General features: G+C 62.9%; 17 protein-coding genes. 12 read left to right on the top strand and 5 right to left on the bottom strand.

From position 1 onward, the window contains the following. Nucleotides 1-120: 120 nt before the first annotated feature. On the bottom strand, nucleotides 121-1,293 hold the full coding sequence (locus tag ACE10W_RS36690; protein ID WP_161536834.1) for an acetyl-CoA C-acetyltransferase: 1,173 nt from the start codon (nucleotides 1,291-1,293) through the stop codon (nucleotides 121-123). Nucleotides 1,294-1,507: 214 nt separating this feature from the next. Here ACE10W_RS36690 and ACE10W_RS36685 point away from each other — a divergent pair, with 214 nt between their 5' ends. From ACE10W_RS36685 to ACE10W_RS36650, 8 genes are all read left to right on the top strand, one after another. After that, complete coding sequence (locus ACE10W_RS36685) at nucleotides 1,508-2,110, top strand: TetR family transcriptional regulator (RefSeq protein ID WP_304553920.1); 603 nt, start codon at nucleotides 1,508-1,510, stop codon at nucleotides 2,108-2,110. Between the two features lie 53 nt (nucleotides 2,111-2,163). After that, nucleotides 2,164-2,922, top strand: a complete 759-nt coding sequence (locus ACE10W_RS36680; RefSeq protein ID WP_161536833.1) for an SDR family NAD(P)-dependent oxidoreductase — start codon at nucleotides 2,164-2,166, stop codon at nucleotides 2,920-2,922. Nucleotides 2,923-3,118: 196 nt separating this feature from the next. Beyond that, nucleotides 3,119-3,925, top strand: a complete 807-nt coding sequence (locus ACE10W_RS36675) for an enoyl-CoA hydratase/isomerase family protein (RefSeq protein WP_028173815.1) — start codon at nucleotides 3,119-3,121, stop codon at nucleotides 3,923-3,925. Nucleotides 3,926-3,968: 43 nt separating this feature from the next. After that, the gene (locus ACE10W_RS36670; protein WP_028173816.1) at nucleotides 3,969-5,840 is read left to right on the top strand and encodes an AMP-binding protein; all 1,872 of its coding nucleotides are present in this window, start codon (nucleotides 3,969-3,971) and stop codon (nucleotides 5,838-5,840) included. A gap of 155 nt (nucleotides 5,841-5,995) precedes the next feature. Further along, on the top strand, nucleotides 5,996-7,123 hold the full coding sequence (locus ACE10W_RS36665) for an acyl-CoA dehydrogenase family protein (protein ID WP_011090525.1): 1,128 nt from the start codon (nucleotides 5,996-5,998) through the stop codon (nucleotides 7,121-7,123). Between the two features lie 119 nt (nucleotides 7,124-7,242). Continuing rightward, on the top strand, nucleotides 7,243-8,487 hold the full coding sequence (locus ACE10W_RS36660; protein ID WP_304548820.1) for an acyl-CoA dehydrogenase: 1,245 nt from the start codon (nucleotides 7,243-7,245) through the stop codon (nucleotides 8,485-8,487). Between the two features lie 138 nt (nucleotides 8,488-8,625). After that, nucleotides 8,626-9,870 (top strand): acyl-CoA dehydrogenase, encoded by a 1,245-nt coding sequence (locus ACE10W_RS36655; protein ID WP_304548818.1) that lies wholly within the window; start codon nucleotides 8,626-8,628, stop codon nucleotides 9,868-9,870. Nucleotides 9,871-9,994: 124 nt separating this feature from the next. Beyond that, entirely contained in the window at nucleotides 9,995-10,693 is a 699-nt protein-coding gene (locus ACE10W_RS36650) for a nitroreductase (protein ID WP_304548816.1), read from the top strand. A gap of 94 nt (nucleotides 10,694-10,787) precedes the next feature. Here ACE10W_RS36650 and ACE10W_RS36645 read toward each other — a convergent pair whose 3' ends face one another. After that, the gene (locus ACE10W_RS36645) at nucleotides 10,788-11,336 is read right to left on the bottom strand and encodes a sigma-70 family RNA polymerase sigma factor (RefSeq protein WP_011090521.1); all 549 of its coding nucleotides are present in this window, start codon (nucleotides 11,334-11,336) and stop codon (nucleotides 10,788-10,790) included. Beyond that, nucleotides 11,336-11,569 (bottom strand): NepR family anti-sigma factor, encoded by a 234-nt coding sequence (locus tag ACE10W_RS36640; protein WP_028173820.1) that lies wholly within the window; start codon nucleotides 11,567-11,569, stop codon nucleotides 11,336-11,338. The genes ACE10W_RS36645 and ACE10W_RS36640 overlap by 1 nt, the downstream gene beginning before the upstream one ends. 228 nt (nucleotides 11,570-11,797) lie before the next feature. On the opposite strand from ACE10W_RS36640, the gene ACE10W_RS36635 reads away from it, so the two are divergent. Further along, nucleotides 11,798-12,604 (top strand): response regulator, encoded by an 807-nt coding sequence (locus ACE10W_RS36635; protein ID WP_038966151.1) that lies wholly within the window; start codon nucleotides 11,798-11,800, stop codon nucleotides 12,602-12,604. A gap of 69 nt (nucleotides 12,605-12,673) precedes the next feature. On the opposite strand, the gene ACE10W_RS36630 is transcribed toward ACE10W_RS36635, so the two are convergent. Further along, on the bottom strand, nucleotides 12,674-13,465 hold the full coding sequence (locus tag ACE10W_RS36630; RefSeq protein ID WP_028173822.1) for an energy transducer TonB: 792 nt from the start codon (nucleotides 13,463-13,465) through the stop codon (nucleotides 12,674-12,676). Nucleotides 13,466-13,648: 183 nt separating this feature from the next. Between ACE10W_RS36630 and ACE10W_RS36625 the strand changes: the two genes are divergently transcribed. Together ACE10W_RS36625 and ACE10W_RS36620 are read left to right on the top strand one after the other, a co-directional pair. Further along, nucleotides 13,649-14,248 (top strand): nuclear transport factor 2 family protein, encoded by a 600-nt coding sequence (locus ACE10W_RS36625; protein WP_038966152.1) that lies wholly within the window; start codon nucleotides 13,649-13,651, stop codon nucleotides 14,246-14,248. A 509-nt stretch (nucleotides 14,249-14,757) separates the two neighbouring features. Continuing rightward, nucleotides 14,758-18,387 (top strand): hypothetical protein, encoded by a 3,630-nt coding sequence (locus ACE10W_RS36620; RefSeq protein WP_304548810.1) that lies wholly within the window; start codon nucleotides 14,758-14,760, stop codon nucleotides 18,385-18,387. A 114-nt stretch (nucleotides 18,388-18,501) separates the two neighbouring features. Here ACE10W_RS36620 and ACE10W_RS36615 read toward each other — a convergent pair whose 3' ends face one another. After that, the gene (locus ACE10W_RS36615) at nucleotides 18,502-20,283 is read right to left on the bottom strand and encodes an adenylate/guanylate cyclase domain-containing protein (protein WP_304548808.1); all 1,782 of its coding nucleotides are present in this window, start codon (nucleotides 20,281-20,283) and stop codon (nucleotides 18,502-18,504) included. 622 nt (nucleotides 20,284-20,905) lie between these two features. On the opposite strand from ACE10W_RS36615, the gene ACE10W_RS36610 reads away from it, so the two are divergent. Next, entirely contained in the window at nucleotides 20,906-21,316 is a 411-nt protein-coding gene (locus tag ACE10W_RS36610; RefSeq protein ID WP_304548806.1) for a hypothetical protein, read from the top strand. Nucleotides 21,317-21,339 lie beyond the last annotated feature (23 nt).

Below are 21,339 nucleotides of genomic sequence, written 5' to 3'. Positions count from 1 at the left end.
TGTTGAAACGAGATCGAGCTCCAGCGCGGCATAACCACAGCCTTCTGTGGCTATGGATCCCGGATCGGCGCGCGCTTTAGGCGCGCTTGTCCGGGACGACACCGTCTGTGTCGAAGCAGCTTACAGCCGCTCCACGATCGTCACATTGGCCATGCCGCCGCCTTCGCACATGGTCTGCAGGCCGTAGCGCTTGCCGCGCTGGTGCAGCGCGTGGATAAGCGTGGTCATCAGCTTGGTGCCGGAGCCGCCGAGCGGATGGCCGAGCGCGATGGCCCCGCCATTGACGTTGAGACGCTCCGGATCGGCGCCGGTGGTCTTGAGCCACGCGGTCGGCACCGAGGCGAAGGCCTCGTTGACCTCGAACAGGTCGATGTCGCCGATCGTCATGCCGGCCTTCTCCAGCGCGCGCTTGGTGGCGTGTAGCGGCGCGTCGAGCATGATCACGGGATCGCCGCCGGTCATGGTCATGTGATGGATGCGCGCGAGCGGCTTGACGCCGAGCTGCTTCAGGCCGCGCTCGTTCACCACCATGACGCCGGAAGCGCCGTCGCAGATCTGGCTGGCGCTGGCCGCGGAAAGCTTGCCGTTCTCGGCGATCAGCTTGACGCCCTTGATGCCTTCGAGCGTGGCGTCGAAGCGGATGCCCTCGTCGATGTGGTGGGTATCCTTGGAGCCGTCGGCGCGCGTGATCTCGAGCGGCACGATCTCCTTCTTGAAGTGACCGGCTTGCGTCGCCGCGATCGCGCGCTGGTGGCTGTTGAAGGAGTATTCGTCGAGCTCATTCTTCGACAAGCCGTACTTCTCGGCCATCATCTCGGCGCCGGTGAACTGGCTGAACACGATGTTCGGATACCTCGCCTCGATGCCCGGGCTCTTGTAATTGCCAAAGCCGTTCTTGGCCGGGAGCTGCGATGACAGGCCCATCGGCACGCGCGTCATCGATTCCACGCCGGCCGCGATCACGACGTCCATCGTGCCGGACATCACGGCTTGGGCTGCGAAGTGCAACGCCTGCTGCGAGGAGCCGCACTGGCGGTCGATCGAGGTGCCCGGCACGCTCTCCGGCAGCTTCGAGGCCATGATCGCATTGCGCGCGACATTGTTGGACTGTTCGCCGACCTGCATCACGCAGCCCATGATCACGTCCTCGACCAAGGCCGGGTCGACCTTGGCGCGATCGACCAGCTCGTCCAGCACTTTTGCGGCGAGATCGGCCGGATGCCAGCCGGCGAGGCGGCCCCCCTTGCGCCCGCCGGCGGTGCGCGCAGCGGCGACGATGTAAGCCTCGGCCATTTCGGTTTCTCCCTGGATTTTTCTGGATCGGGTTGGGTTGTCGGGGCGGATTAAAAGGGTGCAACGTCATTTAGTCAATCGATCAATTAACTCTTGTGATGAGGCGCTGCTTGGGCTTATCTGCGCCCCGCTTCAAGCGGCGAGAACAGGGAACTCCGTGGCTACCAGCGTACCGACCAAGCTCCCCAGCGGAAAGAATTCCACGGCAGAGAAATTGCTCGTGGCCGCAAGCGAGCTGATGATCGAACGTTCCTCGATCGAGATTTCGCTCTCCGACATCGCCCAGAAGTCGGGCGCCAACGCCGCGCTGGTCAAATATCATTTCGGCAACAAGGACGGCCTGCTGCTGGCGCTGCTCGAGCGCGATGCGGGAACGGAGCTGTCCAACCTCGAATATCTGCTGGCGCAGCCGATCACGCCGACCGCGAAGCTGAAGCTGCATATCGGCGGCATCATCCGGGCCTATCACCGGTTCCCCTACATGAACCGGCTGATCCACTATCTCCTGCACGAGAGCGTTGCCGGCTCTGCCGACGAAGTCTCGAAATTCTTCGTCGCCCCGCTGCTGGATTTTCACCGCCGCCTGCTCGCCGAAGGCGTCAGCCGCGGCGAATTCCGCCAGACCGATCCGGTGCTGTTCTACACCAGCCTGATCGGCGCCTGCGATCATCTGTTCTTCGGCCGGCACGCGATGTCTCGCGCGACCGGCGTCGGCCCGGTCACCGACGAAGTCTGCCGGCAATACATCAAGCACATGGAAACGCTGATCTGCGGCGGCATCCTCACGCAAGCCGGGGAAGCCGCCGCGGCCGGATGATCCGGCCGACTCTTCAAGTCTAGAGAAGAAACGCCCAAGGAAAGGTATTTGCGATGCAGCTGAAAGACGTAGCCGTTCTCATCACCGGCGGTGGTTCGGGCCTTGGTGCCGCGACCGCCCGCGCCATGGCCGCCAAGGGCGCCAAGATCGGCGTGATCGACCAGAGCAAGGAAAACGCAGAGAAGGTCGCGGCCGAGGTGAAGGGCGTCGCGCTGCATGCCGACGTCACCAGCGAGGAGCAGATCAAGGCGGCGATCGCCAAGGCGGAAGCCGCGCATGGCGTTGCCCGCGTGCTGATGAACTGCGCCGGCATCGGCGGCTCGCAGCGCATCGTCGGCCGCGACGGCGTTTATCCGCTGGAAAAGTTCGCGCGCATCATCAACGTCAACCTGATCGGCACCTTCAATTGCCTGCGGCTGTTTGCCGAGCGCCTCGTCACCGCCGAGCCGATCGGCGAAGAGCGCGGCGTCATCGTCAACACCGCTTCTGTTGCCGCCTATGAAGGCCAGATCGGCCAGATCGCCTATGCGGCCTCCAAGGGCGGCGTCGTCGGCCTCACGCTGCCTGCCGCGCGCGACCTCGCCAGCCAGAAGATCCGCGTCAACACCATCGCGCCCGGCCTGTTCCTGACGCCGCTGCTGATGGGCCTGAACGAAGAGGCTCGCAAGAGCCTTGGCGCCCAGGTGCCGCATCCCGCGCGTCTCGGCGACGCCAATGAATACGGCATGCTCGCGGTGCACATCGTCGAGAACCCGATGCTCAACGGCGAGACCATCCGCCTCGACGGCGCCATCCGCATGGCGCCGCGGTAGAGCTCTCTTCCCTTCTCCCCTTGTGGGAGAAGGTGGCGCGCGTAGCGCGACGGATGAGGGGTTCGCTCCGCGATCTCATCTGTGGAGGCAGACCCCTCACCCGAGCGAATGCGCGTCGAGCGACGTACATGCCCTCTCCCACAAGCGGAGAGGGCGCAGCAATCGGCACCATCGTTGCGGATGAAGGAGATCGCGCATGTCCCAACCGCTGCTGATCGAGCACAACGACGGCGTCGACCGGGTGACGCTCAATCGTCCTGACAGCCTCAACGCGCTCGATCCAGCGCTGATCGATGCGCTCAACGCCTACTTCCAGGGGCTGCAGCGCAACCGCGATACGCGCGTGGTGGTGCTGAAGGGCGCCGGCAAGAATTTTTGCGCGGGCCTCGATCTCAAGGCCGCGATGGCGCGCCGTGCCGGGCAGCAGGAGCCGCCCGGCGTCACCGAGTCGCTGGACTCGCAGCGCCGCATTGCCGACATCGTGATGCTGATGCGGCGCTGTCCGCAGCCGATCCTGGCGCTGGTGCAGGGCGCGGCGGCGGGCGGCGGCTTTGCGCTGGCGCTCGCCTCCGACATCCGGGTCGCGACGAAATCGGCGCGGATGAACTGCGCCTTCATCAAGCTCGGCCTCGGCGGCTGCGACATCGGCACCAGCTATTTCCTGCCGCGCCTCGTCGGTGTCTCCGTCGCCTCCGAGCTGATCCTCACGGGACGCTTCATCGGCGCCGAGCGGGCGCTCGCGGTCGGTCTCGTCTCAGAGGTCGTAGACGAAGACAAGCTCGATGACGCTGCCGAGCCTTACATCGATGCGATGATCACGGCCTCGCCCGTGGGGCTTCGCCTCTCGAAAGAATGTCTCAACATGAGCGTCGATGCCGGATCGCTGGAAGCCGCGATCGCGATGGAGGACCGCAATCAGGTCCTGTGCAGCCGATCCGAGGAATTTTCGGAAGGCATCAGGGCCTTCCTTGAGAAGCGAAAGCCTGTCTATATCAGGCGCTGAACGACGAAGATCCGCAAAGGACAGTAATTCCGGGAGACGCAAAATGAGTGGCAGCGCGGCGGCGGTGATGACGAAGCCCGCCTTTCGCAAGGTCGAGTGGCTGGCACGCGACATCGACGTCGAGCGCCGCGGCGACGGCACGGTGGTGCTGAAGTCGCGCATTCCGCTGCAACCTTACGAGAAGCACATCCCGGCCTCGCTGGCGAAATGGGCGACGCAAGCACCCGAGCGCATCTGGCTCGCCCAGCGCGGCGGACCGAACCGCGAATGGCGGAAGGTCTCTTACGGCGAAGCCAAGCGCACCGTGGATGCACTGACGCAAGGCCTGCTCAATCTCGGTCTCGATGGCCGCCCGGTCACGATCCTGTCCGGCAACTCGATCGAGCATGCGCTGATGACGCAGGCCGCGATGCAGACGCGCGTTCCGGCGGCTCCCGTGTCGCCGGCCTATTCGTTGATGAGCCACGATCACGTCAAGCTGAAATATTTGTTCGACCTGATCAAGCCGGCCGTGGTGATGGTGCAGGACGGCCCGACCTTCGAGAAGGCACTGAGGGCGATCGACCTCACCGGCGTCACCGTCGTTCACGTCTTGCGGCCCTGCGAGGGTATCAAGAGCGTCAGCTTTGCCGAGCTTGCGGCAACGCCGGTGACCGCCGCCGTCGAGGAGTCGATTGCCAGGATCACGCCCGACACCGTCGGCAAGCTGCTGTTCACGTCAGGTTCGACCGGCATGCCAAAAGCCGTCATCAACACGCAAGCGATGATGTGCGCCAATGCGGCGATGATGATGCAGGTGCGGCCGCGCGATCCGGGCGGTCCGATATCGACCATGCTGGACTGGATGCCGTGGAACCACACGATGGGCGGCAATGCGGCGTTCCATCCCATCCTGGTCGATGGCGGCACGCTCTATATCGACGACGGCCGGCCGATGCCGGGCCAGTTCGAGGAGACGCTGCGCAATCTGCGCGAGATCTCGCCGACCTATTACGCCAACGTGCCGGCCGGCTACGCCGCGCTTGCCGCTGCCATGGAGAAGGACGATGCGCTCTGCCGCTCCTTCTTCAAGAACCTGTCGATCATGGCCTATGGCGGCGCGCGGCTGCCTGATGATCTCTACGACCGCATGCAGGACCTCGCGGTGAAGACCACCGGCGAACGGATCGTGTTCTACACCGGCTGGGGCTCGACCGAGACTGCGCCGACCTCGACCGGCACCTATTGGGACACCGAGCGCGTTGGCCTGATCGGCCTGCCGTTCCCCGGCGTCGAATTGAAGATGGTGCCGTGCGGCTCGAAATACGAGCTGCGTCTGCGCGGTGTCAACGTCACGCCCGGCTATTTCGGCCAGCCGGAGCTGACCAGGAAGATGTTCGACGAGGAAGGCTTCTACTGCATCGGCGATGCCGGCATTTTTGTCGACGATGCCGATCCGGTGAAGGGCATCATCTTTGCCGGGCGCGTCGTCGAAGACTTCAAGCTCACGACTGGGACCTTCGTCCATGTCGGCTCGCTCCGCACCGACACCATCGCAGCCACGACGCCTGTCGTGCATGACGCGCTGGTCGCGGGGCAGGATCGCGCCTTCATCGGCCTGCTCGCCTGGCCGAACCTGCATGCCTGCCGCCAGCTCGTCGGCAATCCCGATCTCAGCTTTGAGGATGCCGTGAAGCATCCCGAGGTGATCGCCTGCTTCAGGCGCGGTCTGGAGACGCACAATAAGGAGTGCGAAGGCGCCAGCAGCCGCATCATCGCGCGCGCCATGCTGATGGTCGAGCCGCCTTCGATCGACGGCAATGAGCTGACCGACAAGGGCTACATCAACCAGCGCGCCGGCCTGGAGCGCCGCGCCGCGCTGGTGGAGCGGCTCTATGCGGACAAGCCGGATCAGGATGTGGTCGTGCTGCGATGAAACACTCCTCTCTCCATTCGTCATTCCGGGATGCGCCGAGAGGCGCAGGCCCGGAATCCATAACCCCGGCTGGTGGATATGGATTCCGGGCTCGCGCTCCGCGCGCCCCGGAATGACGGCAATAAATGACAACGAATAAACAAAGGTAGCCCGCCATGAACTTCGACTTCTCCGACGACCAGAAGCAGCTTCGCGATCAGGCGCGCAAATTCCTCACCGAAAAATGCCCGCCCAAGGCGGTGCGCGTCGTGCTCGACGGCAAGGCGCCCTACGACAAGGAGCTGTGGAAGGGGCTCGCCGAAATGGGATTTCTCGGCGTCGCAATCCCCGAGGAATTCGGCGGTGCCGGCGCCGGCCATCTCGAGCTTTGCGTGATCGCGGAAGAGATGGGCCGGGCCAACGCGCCGGTGCCGTTCTCCTCGACCGTCTATCTCGCCGCCGAAGCGCTGCTGATCGCCGGCAGCGACGCGCAGAAGAAAAAATGGCTGCCGGCAATTGCCTCGGGCGAGGCGATCGGGACGCTGGCGCTGTTCGAGGGCAAGGGCAATCCGTCGCCGAAGGCCATCAAGCTCGCTGCTGCGAATGGCGTGCTTAACGGCGTCAAGAAGCCTGTGGCCGATGGCGCGATCGCCGACTTCGCCGTCGTTGCAGCTCGCACGGGTTCGAGCGGGCGTGAGAGCGACATCTCGCTATTCCTGGTCGATCTCAAGGGCGGCGGCGTCGAGGTGAAAGGCCTGACCAACCTCGATCCGACGCGTGGCCAGGCGGAGATCACTTTCAAGGACTGCAAGGCCGAGCCGCTGGGCGCTGCCGGCGAGGGCTGGAGCATCCTCACCCAGGTGCTCGACCGTGCCGCCGTGCTGTGCGCCTTCGAGCAGGTTGGCGGCTCCGACCGCGCGCTGGAGATGGGCCGCGACTACGCTCTCGACCGCATCGCCTTCGGCCGCCAGATCGGCTCGTTCCAGGCGGTGAAGCACATGCTCGCCGACATGTACGTCTCGGCGACGCTGGCGCGCTCCAACAGCTATTACGGCGCCTGGGCGCTTTCGACCAATGCATCCGAATTGCCGGAAGCCGCCGCCGCCGCGCGCATCAGCGCCACGCAGGCGTTCCAGCACTGCGCCAAGAACAACATCCAGGTGCACGGCGGCATGGGTTTCACCTGGGAGTTCGACTGCCACATGTACTACCGCCGGGCGAACGCGATGGCGCTGGCCCTCGGCAGCCTGTCCTATTGGGAAGACCAGCTGATCGACCGCATGCGCAAGAAGAACGCGGCTTGATGTTGTCGTCATTCCGGGGCGCCGCAACGCGGCGAACCCGGAATCCGGAGATGAGTGAATAGCATCGAGATTCCGGGTTCGCGCTGCGCGCGCCCCGGAATGACAGAGAGAACAGCACCATGAACTTCGACGACACCCCGCAAGAGGCCGAATTCCGCGCAACTGCCCGCGCCTGGATCGGTGCGAACGCACCCAGGCAGTACGAGGAAGAGCTGCGCAAATCCTCGCTCGGCCGCACCCAGCTCAAGAACGCCAACATTCTCGAGGTCGCGAAGGCCTGGCAGAAGAAGAAGGCCGATGCCGGCTGGGCCTGCCTGCACTGGCCGAAGGAGTATGGCGGCCGCGGTGCCTCGCCGATCGAGCGCGTGATCTGGCAGCAGGAGGAAGGGCCGTTCGGCCAGCTATCCCGCATGTTCATCATCGGCCACGGCATGTGCGGACCGACCATGATGGCGTTCGCGCGCGAGGAGCATAAGCGCAGCTATCTGCCGCCGCTCGCCTCAGGCGAGAAGGTCTGGTGCCAGCTGTTCTCCGAGCCCGCCGGCGGCTCCGACGTCGCGGGCCTGCGCACGCGGGCGGAGAAGGACGGCGACGAATGGGTCATCAACGGCCAGAAGATCTGGACGTCGGGCGCGCATTATTCCGACTACGGGATCCTGCTCACCCGTACCGATCCGACCGTGCCCAAGCACAAGGGCCTCACCATGTTCTTCCTGGACATGAAGAGCTCCGGTGTCGAGGTGCGGCCGATCAAGCAGGCGAGCGGCGCCTCCGACTTCAACGAGGTCTATTTCACCAATGTCCGCATTCCCGACCATCAGCGCCTCGGCGAGGTCGGCGACGGCTGGAACGTCTCGCTGACCACGCTGATGAACGAGCGCAGCGCGATCGGCGCGGCCGTCTCGACCGGTTTCCCGGAGTTGTTCGAGTACTGCTCCAGCCTGATGCTGGATGACGGCCCGGCGATCGAGGATCGCGCGGTGCGTTCGAAGCTCGCGAACTGGGCGGTGAAGGCGAGTGGTCTGCGTTACACCAGCATGCGCGCGATCTCGGCGCTGTCGAGGGGCGAGCGCCCGGGACCGGAAAACTCGATCGGCAAGCTGGTGGCGGGCTCGATGATCCAGGACGTCGCGACCTACGCACTGGACTTGCAGGGTGCGAGCGGCGTGGTCAGCGGCGAGGATGCCGAACTCGCCGGCCGTTTCCAGGCCATGCTGCTGCGTGCGCCGGGCACCCGTGTCGAAGGCGGCACCGACGAGATCATGCGCAACATCATCGCCGAGCGGGTGCTGGGCCTGCCGGGCGATATCCGGGTCGACAAGGACGTGCCGTTCAACAAGATCCCGACCAAGGGAAGGAATTAGCCGTCATTCCGGGGCGGCTCGAAGAGCCGAACTACGATGTGCAATTGCACATCTGAGAATCTCGAGATGCGTAAGTAACCTCTGGATTCCGGGTTCGCGCGTTGCGCGCCCCGGAATGACTAGGAAAAGGAAGCCGCCATGAATTTCGACGACACCCCGCAGGAAGCCGCTTTCCGCGAGACCGCGCGCAAATGGGTCGAGGCCAATGCGCCGAAGGAGCTGCATGGCGAGCTGTCAAAATCCTCGCTCGGCCGCATCCGGCTTGCGAAGCACGACATCGTCGATGTCGGCAAGGCCTGGCAGAAGAAGAAGTTCGAGGGCAATTGGGCCTGCCTGCACTGGCCGAAGGAATATGGCGGCCGCGGCGCCACGCCGATCGAGCGCGTGATCTGGCAGCAGGAGGAGGGCGTCTACGGCAAGCTGACGCAGCCGTTCCAGATCGGCGAAGGCATGTGCGGGCCGACCGTGATGGCCTGGGGCAGCGAGGACGCCAAGCGTCGCCATCTGCCGAAGCTCGCCTCGGGCGAGGAGATCTGGTGCCAGCTGTTCTCTGAACCCTCGGCCGGCTCTGACGTTGCGGGCTTGCGCACGCGTGCGGAGAAGAAGGGCGACAATTGGGTCGTCAACGGCCAGAAGATCTGGACCTCGGGCGCACATTATTCCGACTTCGGTCTTCTGATCGCGCGCACCGATCCGAGCGTACCCAAGCACAAGGGCCTCACCATGTTCTTCCTGGACATGAAGAGCCCGGGCGTCGAGGTGCGGCCGATCAAGCAGGCCAACGGCATGCAGGAGTTCAACGAGGTCTATTTCACCGACGTGGTGATATCAGACAGCCAGCGGCTCGGCGCCGTCGGCGAGGGCTGGAGCGTGTCGCTGACCACGCTGATGAACGAGCGCATGTCGATCGGCTCGCGGCTCGCGACCGGCGTGCCTGAGATGTTCGAGTTCTGCTCGAACCTGATGCTGGAGGACGGGCTTGCCATCGACGATCCCGCGGTGCGCTCGAAGCTTGCGAGCTGGGCGGTGAAGTCGAGCGGGCTGAAATATACCAGCTACCGTGCGATCTCGGCGCTGTCGAAAGGCGAGCAGCCGGGTCCGGAGAACTCGATCGGCAAGCTGGTCTCGGGCATGATGCTCCAGGACATCGCGACCTACGCCATGGACCTCCAGGGTGCGGCCGGCGTTCTCACGGGCAGCGATGAGGAGACGGTGCAGGGCCAGTTCCAGCAAATGCTGCTGTCCTCGCCCTCGATGCGCATTGCCGGCGGCACTGACGAGATCCTGCGCAACATCATCGCGGAGCGCGTGCTGGGCCTGCCGGGCGACATCCGCGTCGACAAGGACGTGCCGTATAACAAGATCCCGACCAAGGGACGCTAGTATCGTAGGGTGGGCAAAGCGAAGCGTGCCCACCATATGCAGGTGCGCCGAGGTAGGTCTGTTGGTGGGCACGGCGCTATGGCGCCTTTGCCCACCCTACGAAGAGAACAATGCGAGCTGATCAATGGACGCAAAAGTGAATCAGAATAACCGCATCGGCGTGCTCGAAGAGCTGCTCAACGAGCGCTACTCCGTCCGCGCTTTCCTTCCCAAAGAGGTCGATCGCGCCACCATCGAGCACGTGCTGACCACCGCGCAGCGCACCGCGTCCTGGTGCAACAGCCAGCCCTGGCAGGTCATCATCGCCAGCGGCGAGGCCAAGGAGCGCTTTCGCCGGCTGATCTACAAGGAAGCCTCCAGCGGACTCGGCGACGATTACGATTTCACCCCGCCGCGCGAATATGTCGGCGTCTATCTCGATCGCCGCCGTGAGAGCGGCTTTCAGCTCTACAACACGCTCGGGATTCCCCGCGGCGACAGAAGCGGCTACGCCAGGCAGGCGCTGGAGAACTACAATTTCTTCGGCGCGCCGCATGTGGCTGTGATCCACACCAACGAGCCGCTCGGCATCTACGGCGCGATCGATTGCGGGGCCTATGTCTCCAATTTCATGCTGGCCGGCCAGGCGCTCGGGCTCGGCACGATTCCGCAGGCCGCGCTGGCGCGCCATTCCGGCCTGATCCGCAGTCACTTCAATCTGCCCGATGACCGCCGCGTCGTCTGCGGCATCTCGTTCGGCTATGCCGACCACGCCCACAAGGTCAACAGCTACCGCACCTCGCGGGCGAGCGTCGCTGACACCGTGACATTCGTGGACGAGTGATCGAGCGGCGCGCCCGATTCTCACGCGCGCATCAAGGCGGCCGTGGAAACGGCCGCCTTCATGCTTGTCGTCTCAGTCCGGTTGACGCCGGCCGCTATCCGCCGCTGCCGCCGATCACGGCGCGCACGGTCTCGTCGGGCCCGAAATCCTCGGCGCCGTCGACATAGAGCAGCGCGGCGAGCTTCGAACGTGCACGGTTGACCCGGCTCTTGATCGTGCCGACCGCGCAGCCGCAGATCGAGGCCGCGTCCTCATAGGAGAAGCCGGAGGCGCCAACCAGGATCAGCGCTTCGCGCTGGTCCTGCGGAAGCTTCTCGAGCGCGGTGCGAAACTCCTCGAACTCGAGATGCGCGTTCTGCGAGGGCTGCGTCTTCAGCGTCTTCGCATAATTGCCCTCGGCGTCTTCGACCTCGCGCCGCCGCTTGCGATAGTCGGAGCGGAACAGATTGCGCAGGATCGTGAACAGCCAGGCCGGCAGATTGGAGCCGGGCTGGAACGAGTCGATGTTGGCAAGCGCGCGCAACAGCGTTTCCTGCACCAGATCGTCGGCGCGGTCGGCGTTGCCGCTGAGCGAGATCGCGAACGCGCGCAGACTTGGCACGGCCGCGAGGATGTCGTTACGCAGGGAGTCCGTGAGAGGCATTAATCCCTCCCATTGTTGTTGTCGTTGGATCCGCCCTCATTTCCCACTTGGGATGTCGCTCCCGGCGCATCAAGCTTCTTGATCAGTTCTGCGAACCGATCTGGAACCCCCTGCCGTACGACGTCGTCGTACATGGCGCGGAGCTGATGCCCGATCCGGGATTGGATCTCCGGAGTGAGCCCTCCCTTGCCGGGGGTCGTGCTTTTGCTGGCTTGAGACTTGAGATCTTTCATGACCTGTTCCACGTTTCCCCGAGTTAAGTGACTGTAAATTCGAGATGTTTCCTCAACCGGGAGCCGTTCCCTGGATAGGCACAATTCCAGGTTCGAGAAAAAGTTCCGCCGGCTGCGGAACTTTTCTTGCCCTGAGGCGTAGTCAGCCCCAGCAGGGGAACCCGGGCCTCCCCTCGTGATGTCTCTAAAGTCTTCTCTAAGGTCGGTCCGAAGATGAATGGAGTGGGGATGTCCCGTTCACAGCTTGTCGCTGAACACTTGCCGTTGTTGCGCCGGTATGCACGCGCCCTGACGGGCAGCCAGGCTTCCGGCGACGCCTATGTCGCAGCCATGTTGGAAGCCATGCTCGGTGATCCCGCCGTGCTCGACGAAAGCCATGGCCCGCGCGCGGGCCTGTTCCGGCTGTTCACCCAGATCTGGAATTCCGTCTCCGTCAACGACGACTCCGAGGTGACCACCCTGCCGATGCCGCCGGAGCGGCGGCTGTCGAACATCACGCCGCTGCCGCGGCAGGCCTTCCTGCTGCTTTCGCTCGAGGGATTTTCGGAAGAGGAGGTCGCCTTCATCCTCAGCACCGATGTCGCCGAGACGCGGCGGCTTGCGGACGCAGCGGGGCGCGAGATGGCGGCGGAGATCGCCACCGACGTGCTGATCATCGAGGACGAGACCTTCATCGCCATGGACCTCGAGAGCCTGGTGAAGAATCTCGGCCACAACGTCGTCGGCGTCGCGCGCACGCATGCCGATGCCGTGGCGCTGGCCAAGAACAGGCGGCCCGGCCTGATCCTCGCCGACATCCAGCTCGCTGACGGCTCGTCGGGGCTCGACGCGGTCAACGAATTGCTGCGCACCTTCGAGGTGCCGGTGGTGTTCATCACCGCCTACCCGGAGCGCTTCCTCACCGGCGAGCGCCCGGAGCCCGCGTTCCTGATCTCGAAGCCGTTCCAGCCGGCGATGGTGTCGGCGGTGGCAAGCCAGGCGCTGTTCTTCCAGCGCAACTCGCGCAACCGCACGCCCAAGGCGCCGGCGGCGTAAGAAGACCTGTATCGAACAAGAAGACGGCGCGTCGCAAGGCGCGCCGTTTTTTGTTTGCCGATACCCTGTTCAACAACCTCGGCAGACGCTGTTGATCTTGGCCTTCAATTTGGCCTCGTCCGCCCACGGCCCGGGCTCGACCAAGCGTTGCACGCCGTCGAGAGTCATGAAGATGGTAATCCGCTGGAGGTCGTCCTTGGCCTCGGGAGGCGGCTTCGGAAATGGTTCGCTTCGCTCCACCATTTTGAGAGCTGCTGCATCCAGGGGCGGGGAGCCTGTGCTTTCCACCAAAGCGTGCGAGATCAATTTGCCCGAGCGGTCGATCACGAATGTGACGCCAGCATTGCCTATCTGACCCATCGCCTCCGAAGGAAACACCCTGTGACGCCAGACATGTTCGGTGGCCACCTTCCGCCAGGCGGCCATGGCATCCTCCTCCGTGAGCACAGGACCGGGCCTGCTCAGCACTAGCCCGGAAGGTTGCAGCTGGAATTGACGGCCATTGAAGACAATCGGCACTGTTAACGTGAGTGACTCATCCTTGAGCTCCGAAGGCGGCGCCGGAAACGGTTGGGCACGAGCGACGATCTGCAGCGCGGCAACGTCGAGTGGCCGAGAGCCGGTGCTCACGGCCAGAGCCTGTGAGATCAACCTGCCGGACCGGTCGATGACGAATGTGACCCTGGCCTCGCCGGTTTGGCCCAGTGCTTCAGCCGGAAATTGACGGTAGCCGGCTATGTGCGCCGACAGTCTTGCCTTCCAGGCCGTCGCGCGTTCGGTCTGCAAATCTGTTTGCGCGTGTGTGGGGGAAACCGCGAGTAATCCGAGAAACGCGGCTAACAAAGGGAATTTCATCTGCATCGGTGCGGATATTAGTCGCGGCCAGGTTGATTGCAAGACTCGTTGCTCGTATCGCGTTTCTCTCGCTGTGGGCAATTCGAACGGCGGTGAAGCATCGGGCGCTTGACGGCAACCCAATTGCCCCGTTGATACGTCGGGCCGATGACATCCATCGCAGCCTCAAGCCGCCCGGAGAGACGTACCATGGACCCGCACCTCCTCGATCGTCTCGCCATCCGCGACCTCGTCGAAAACTGGGCGGTCTGGCGCGATGCCGGCGACTGGGAGCGCTTTGCCACGGTCTGGCACGAGGAGGGCTGGATGTCCGCCACCTGGTTTCAGGGGCCGGCGCGGGACTTCATGCGCGTCAGCCAGGAGGGGTTCGCAAAGGGCGTGCGCATCCTGCATTTCCTCGGCGGCACCAGCATCGATTTGTCCGGCGAGCGCGCCATTGCGCAGACGAAGATGACGATCTCGCAGCGCGCGGGCGTGCACGACGTGCTCTGCGACGTCGTCTGCACCGGACGCTTCTACGATTTCCTGGAGAAGCGGCAGGGAAAATGGGGCATCGTCCGACGCCAGCCGATCTACGAGAAGGACCGGATCGACCCGGTCGATCCCGCCGCGACGCTCCGCCTCGACCAGCAAGCGCTCGCCGCGCTGCCCGAAGGCTACCGCCATCTCGCCTACATGCAGGAGCTGATCGGCTACAAGGTGAAGCGCGACATGCCGGGCCTCACCGGTGCCGAGGTCGAGAAGCTCTACGGCGAGGGGCGGGAGTGGCTGGCGGGGAAGGCGAAGTAAGCCCCGGACCAGAGCAAGCGCGACTGGCTTTGTGCCGGGCGGCTCCCGTCGATATCTTGTTGCGCATCCTTGCCGATGAGCTCTCCAAGAAGCTTGGGTTGCCGAGAGCCGGTGCGAGGGAAACATTGCGGCAGATGCCGCCACGCATCGCGATGATAGCCTGTTGCCGTTGCGTAGAGGCTCCGAGAGTGGCCAGCGTAGCGCGGAACGATAACGGAACTTTCGATGCGCTATGATCGGCTTCTCACGCGGATGCCTCGCGCAAATCTTGAATGCGCGTGGTCGCCGTAATTTTCGTCACGCTGCTGATAAATTCATCCGGCAATACTCGCGCGCACACGTCACGGCATTGTCAGCAGAAAACGCGCAAGACGCCGTTCAAAATCTTCATTGAAAAATAGGGTCTGCTTGACAGGCATTCTCAGCTAGCGCAGTTTTAGGTTGAATGGTCGTCGCATGATTTTGCTTTGCCCGTTTGATTTTCCAGGCACCGAACGCGGAGCATTCATATGACGGTTATTCCTCCCGCCAGTGGCATGACGCTCCATGACGGCGACACGATGGATGTCAGTGGCGGCATCTCCGTCGATAGCACGACGATCCTGGCCGGCGCCTTGCAGACGGTCGGCGGATCCTTCGCAACGAGCACGGCAACCCACACTGTCATCAACGGCGGAGAACAGGACGTCGTCTTTGACGGCGTCGCCAGCTACACGACCATCAACGCGGGCGGCGTCCAGCGTGTCACGGGCGAATATATCCATGAAGGTCCAACCCCGGGCGAGGTCGATCACACCACGATCAATGGCGGCGGCGAGCAGGAAGTCGACACGGGCATCGCAACGACGACGACCGTCAATTCCGGTGGCGTTCAGAACGTGACGAATGGCGGCAGCGCCAGCGGCACCATCGTCAATTCTGGCGGTGTTCTCAGGGTTTCGGGTGAAACTGTGGAAACGGCGCCCGTGTACCCGGAGCCGGTGATCCGAAGCGTGGCGACCGCTGCAACCATCAACTACCAGGGCGAGCTCGACGTCACTGGCGGCGGGACCGCAGTGAACGCCATCGTCAACGGCGGCGTCATGACTGTCTCGGGATCGATCCCGGATCCGTTCGCCAATGTCCCCGGCCAGCCGGCCGTCGACGCCAGCATGGCGACCGGCACCATCGTTGAAGGTTTTGGAACACTAACGGTGTCGGACGGAGCGTTGGTGTCGGGCACGATACTCCAGAACTTCGGCACGCTGAATGTCGATGCAGGTGGCACGGCAACGGGCACGACGATCAATTACGGAACGATGGTGCTGTCCGCGGGCGCGACGGCGATCAACACGACCGTCAATCAGTACGGCGGGCTTGTCGTGCTTGGTAACGCCGATTTTTCGGGCACGGTCTTCAACGCCGGCAGCACATTGCAGATCGGCAACGGCACGATTGAAAACGGATTCACTGTCCCGAAGAGCGTGACGCTGGCCGTCCTGGACGGTGGCGTGCTCAGTAACAGCGTCATTTCCGCGGGCGCAACGCTCATCGCTGAAGCTGGCGCGACGCTGTCCAACACGACCTTCCAGAGTGGCGCAACGTTTGTTGCCGACTATGGCTACACGGAAAACGGCTTCACCGTATCGGACGGCATCTTGTTCAAGGTGTTCGGTACGGCCACGAACACGACGATATCAGCGGGCGGTAAGCAGATCCTGGGCAACTACGACTTAGGGGCCACCGCCAGCAACACGGTCATCAATGGCGGCGAGCAGGATGTCGGGCTTGCATCCACCGCGAGCTACACCACGATCAACACGGGCGGTATTCAACGTGTCGCCGGCATTTACCTGCACGATGCGCCGGGTCCAGGGCGGGCCGATCACACCACTGTCAACTATGGCGCCGAGCAGGACGTCGATACCGGCATCGTGACGTCAACCACCGTCAATGGCGGGGGTGTCCAGAATCTCACCAATGGGGGCTTTGCCAGCGGCACCATCGTAAACTCGGGCGGTGTCATCAGCGCTTCGGGAGAGACGATCTATTATCCTCCCGGAGGCCCGTACGGCATCGTCTTCAGAAGCGAAGTCGATTTTGCCGTTGTCGGCAGCGGCGGCCAATTGCACCTGTTCGGGGCGGGGATCGCCAAGAAAGCCATCATCAATGGTGGTGTGATGACGGTTTCGGGATCCGTTGCAGACCCTACGAACGACCCGAGCGCGCCCGCGGTCGACGCCAGCGCGGCGAGCGGGACAGTCCTCAACTCAGGAAGCCTCTCCGTCTCGGACGGCGGCATCGTCACCTCCACTATCCTGAACGGCGGCACGCTTGATGTGCTCGATCAGGGCACCGCGAACGCTTCGACGGTTCTTCGTGGAGCCACAGAACGCGTCGAAGCCGGTGGCATTGCCGGCGCGACCACGATCGACGGCGGCATGCTTGATCTCAAGGCCGGCGCGATTTCCGATGACGCGATCACCTTCTCCGGCCAAGGCACGCTCAAGATCGAGCAGAAGCTGGTTTCGGGCTCATCGGCCTTTGCAAGCCAGATCAAGGGCATTGCGCTCGGTGACCAGATCGACCTGTCCGGGCTGTCCTATACGAGCGGCGCAACGGTGACTGTATCCGGCTCGAAGCTCACGGTCAGCAACGGTGCGGCCAACGAGACCTTTACACTGGCGGATACTTCGGTCACGCGTTTCGGCATCGCGAAAGACAGCTCCGGCGGCATTCTGCTGACAGCCGCGGCCTTGCCGGCCATCGCTGGAGCCGTATCGGGACAAGCGACCAGCAACCAAGCTGCTATCAATCCATTCGCGACCGTAACGATCACGGATCCAAACGCAGCGGCAACGGACAGCCTAATCATCACGCTCGCAGGTGCGGCCGGCATCCTGTCCGGGTCAGGACTGATCTCGCTTGGAAACGGAACCTACGAGCTGGCGGCAACCAGCGCTGCCAACCTGACCGCCGAGTTGCACGCCCTCACGTTTGTAGCCTCGCCGCACGGAGATGGCAGCGTAACGACCACGTTCACTCTGAGCGACACAAGCAGCGTCGGCTTGACCGTCAGCGACACCAACACCTCTGTCACGGACACGCATCAAGCCGGTACCACGACGATCGACGGCCCGGCCTCCGGTTATGCGATCATTCAGGGTACGACGGGCAACGACATCATCCACGCCTATGGCATGTTCAATACCATCCACGGCAATGGCGGCAGCGACGCGATCTACGCCGGATTATACGGTACGGTTGATGTGCCGAGCGGCGACAGCGCCGTCTATCTGCAGGGGATCGTCAACCACGTCACCGGCGGCAACGGCAATGTTACGGTGACGGGATCGACAGGCGCCACGACGATTGCGCTCGGCAATGGCAATGACATCATCGACGCCAGCGGATACGGGAACGTCATCACGCTGGGTAACGGCAACGACGTTGTCCATCCCGGTGACGGTGCAAGCCAAACGACGGCGGGCAACGGCAACGACCGGGTGACGCTCTCCGGATATGGCAACACGGTCATGCTGGGGAATGGCAATGATGTCGTTGCGGGTGGAGATGGCGCCAACAGCGTTACTCTCGGTGATGGCAACAACACCGTGAATCTCGGCGGGATGGGAAACCGGATCACCGTCGGCTCGGGAGCGAACACGATCATAGCCGGCAGCGGATCGGACAACGTCGTTGCTGGCGCGGGCCACGATACAATCATGCTTGGTGGAGCTGCCAATCACGTGGTGCTCAACGGGTCCCAGGCAAATGTGACAAACCAAATTGGCCAGGACGTCATTACGGTCAATGGCGGGTCAGACCAGTTTAACTTTGCCGGGTTTGGCAATCAGGCGATCATCAATGGCCCGGCCCATGTCGACATCATCGATCACGGCACGGGTCTGACCGTCTCCGTCAATTCCAGCAGCCAGGTCGATACGATCTCCGGATTTGGCAATGACACGCTCGGAATCGTCGCTCTAGCGAACGGTGTGGGCGATTATCACTCCGTCGCCGACATCATGAGCGCGCTCAGGAGCGATGGACACGGCGGGACCCTGCTCGCGCTGGGGGGCGGTCCTAACGCAGGGTCCATTGACTTCGTTGATACCGCGATCAGCCAATTGCACGCATCGAATTTCATGATCGTGTAGAGGCTCAGGATACGCACCCGCCGCTGATGCCAGCTTGATCTGCTTGGTATGGCCTTTCGGCCCGCCCTGATCGCGGCGGCCTCGGCTGCTCGAGAGGCGCGACTGGCATCACAACTATTCCGGAACTCCAGCCATGTGCAGGCCCTTTACGAGGCGCCTGCTTCCGGCGCGGAATGTAGGATCGTCCGAAAGCCAAACATTCTTCAAGCGACGAATGGTGAAAGCGGGATCCAGTGCAAGTCCGTCTCGCTTGGCTGCCACCGCATCATCCATCTTTCCGATGAGGGCTAGAACCGCTGCTGATACAAAATGGGCAACGGGGTAGTTTGGGTTGGCCTTTATGCTTTGCCGTAACCACTCAATCGCCTCGGCCTCGGCTCCGAGGCACAATTTGGCTAAGCCAACGCAGCACAGCCACCGATGTGCGCCGTCGTCACGTGGGGACAGGCGCAATGCATCTCGTACGTATCCCTCCATTTCTTCTGGGTGACCGAGAAGCATTTTTGCGACGCCAAAGAGAGCATGAGCCTCCGCCAAATTTCGGTTCAGAGCCAGTGCGCGCTCGCATTCGGCAACTCCTTTCACCGCGCGCTGCGTACATACTTGCACGACGCCTAAAGCCATGTGAGCGAGAGCGTGTTGCGGGTCTAACGAAAGCGCTTTCATTGAAGCCGCCTCTGACGCCGCGAAATATCGGCAAGGGTCATCAGCGAAAACAACGCTAGCCATTGCCGCATCGACCAGCGCGATCCCTACCAATGCCTCAACGTTGTCCGGCTCAAGTCCCAAGGCCCGCTCAAAGAAGCTTCGAGCCTGCCTCAGGTGAGGAGAAGTCCAACTCTTGTTCCAAAGGGCCATTCCTTGGAAATAAAAGTCCAACGCGCTCGGTTGCAATGAGCGTTCCGCCCGCCGTGCCTCCGCAGCGATGAGTTGGGCATTAAGCGCGTTGGCCAATCTCGACACAATTTCGTCCTGCATCTCGAAGAGATCGGCTAGGGGTTTGTCAAAGCGGTCCGCCCAGAGGTGGCTTCCTGTTTCAGTGTCGACCAGTTGGACATTCACTCGAAAGCGGTCTCCGCTGCGCTGTACGGACCCTTCGAGCACGTAGCGAACGTCAAGGTCGCGGCCAATCTGCTTCAGGTCGATCGGCTTGCCTTTGTAGGTATATGCAGTGTGGCGGCCGATCACGAGCGATCCACTGATGCGCGACAGGTCGGTGGTCAGGCTCTCGGTCACGCCATCGACGAAATAATCCTGCAAGGGGTCGCCGCTAAGATTGGCGAAAGGCAGCACGACAATGGAGAGGCGGGGCGGTGAGCGGGGCACCTTCGCGCCAACGGGTCTTTGGGGGTAGAGGCCATCTAGGAGGGCGGCATAGGTTTGGATCGGAAGATCAATATTTTTGAAAGTCTGCTCTCCACAATTTGCAAACTCAATGCCGACCTTGCCCCTGATGTGATCGTAGGCAGACGAGGAAATGCAGATTCCGCCGGGGTCGGCGATACTCTCTAGCCGTGCCGCGATATTGACGCCGTCACCAAAAACATCATGCGGTTCGACAATCACATCGCCTACATTGATGCCGACGCGAAAGGCAATTCGTCGTTCTTCCGCATCGGCGGCGGTAAGCTCCCTGATGCGAGTCTGAAACTGCACTGCGGCGCGAACCGCTTCGACCGCGCTTGGAAACTCTGCCAAGAACCCATCGCCGGTGTTCTTCACGATCCGGCCTCCGTGTTCGGAGATGGCAGGCGCGACCCCTTCGGCAAGGAGACTTGTCAATTTGGAGTGGGTTGCTTCTTCGTCATGGTGCATTAGCCGCGAATAGCCCGCCACGTCAGCGGCCATTATCGCTGATAGCCTGCGTTCAAGACGAACCGGCCGCTCCTGCTCCATGGCAATATTCCAACCCACTGTCGCTGGTGGCGGATCAGAGAAGTGCCGAACGCGCTGTTCTCGTTTCCATCATGCCCACGCGGAGGCAGGGGGTCAAAATGATAGTGGGTCCAAGTCGCAATTTTTCAGCCGCTACGGCTGATCTAGCGGGCGTTTCCGAAATCCGACCTGCTCTTTTCTCCGCGCCTTCGCGCTCGCAATCCGCTCGAGCTGCCGGCCGCGGCGAAGGTTGATCCCGAATTCGGCAAATACGTCGAGCCTATTGAAGGCCCCCTTGCCCGCCGCGAACTTCAGGGACGAGGAAAATTCGGCTTGGAAAGAGCTTCTGCCATGGGGCAGAGGCGGCCGAGAGGGTGCCAAAATTCTCTCGCCCAAATAAGAAAAAAAGTAAGGCGCGACTGGCATCACCACAGTCGCGCCCTACGTCGCCGGCTTATGGGGCAGGGGGGAATAGCCGGCTGTTGATACGACTCCCAGGCGCGGAAGTCGTTCCAAGGCTCCCGAAATATTTTTCGCGGCGCGACCTTTTTCGCACACGGTTAAGTGATCGTGACTGCCGAGAACCCCCGCTCCTCCGGCTGCGTTGTTCCCGCGATCGCCATGGGGCGAGGGGTCGACAGCCATGTCACAGATTCAAAAGGTATTTTTGGGCGCCGCCGCGATTGCCGCGATGCTCGGCGCGGCGCAAGTGCAACTGGCCTCCGGCCATGATCTGGCCGACCGCTGGCAGGCGGTCGCCGACAAGCCCGGCCATGACGTCAATCGGACAGGCAAGGCCGACCGGCTCGCCGGGATCAAGTCGGCGGCGGTTCCCACCCGCACCGTGTCGATGCGGCTGAACGACCTTGCCGATACCTCGGTGCTGCTGCGGGTCCCCGCGGTGATCGAGACCGGCAATGCAAGGCCGCCGGTGACGCTCCAGAACCAGAATCAGAAGCAGGGCCGCAACAAGCCGACCATCGCCTGCGAGCCGATGGTCAGCTCCCTGACCGAGGTCGCCAAGCTGCTCCAGCCGGGCCGCTGCGTGACCTGATCGCCCCAGGCCAAGGGACAGGT

Origin of the sequence: Bradyrhizobium sp. B025 (genome assembly GCF_042257955.1) — a bacterium.
Taxonomy (GTDB): Bacteria; Pseudomonadota; Alphaproteobacteria; order Rhizobiales; family Xanthobacteraceae; genus Bradyrhizobium; species Bradyrhizobium diazoefficiens.
This window is presented reverse-complemented; position numbering and strand designations above follow the sequence as displayed.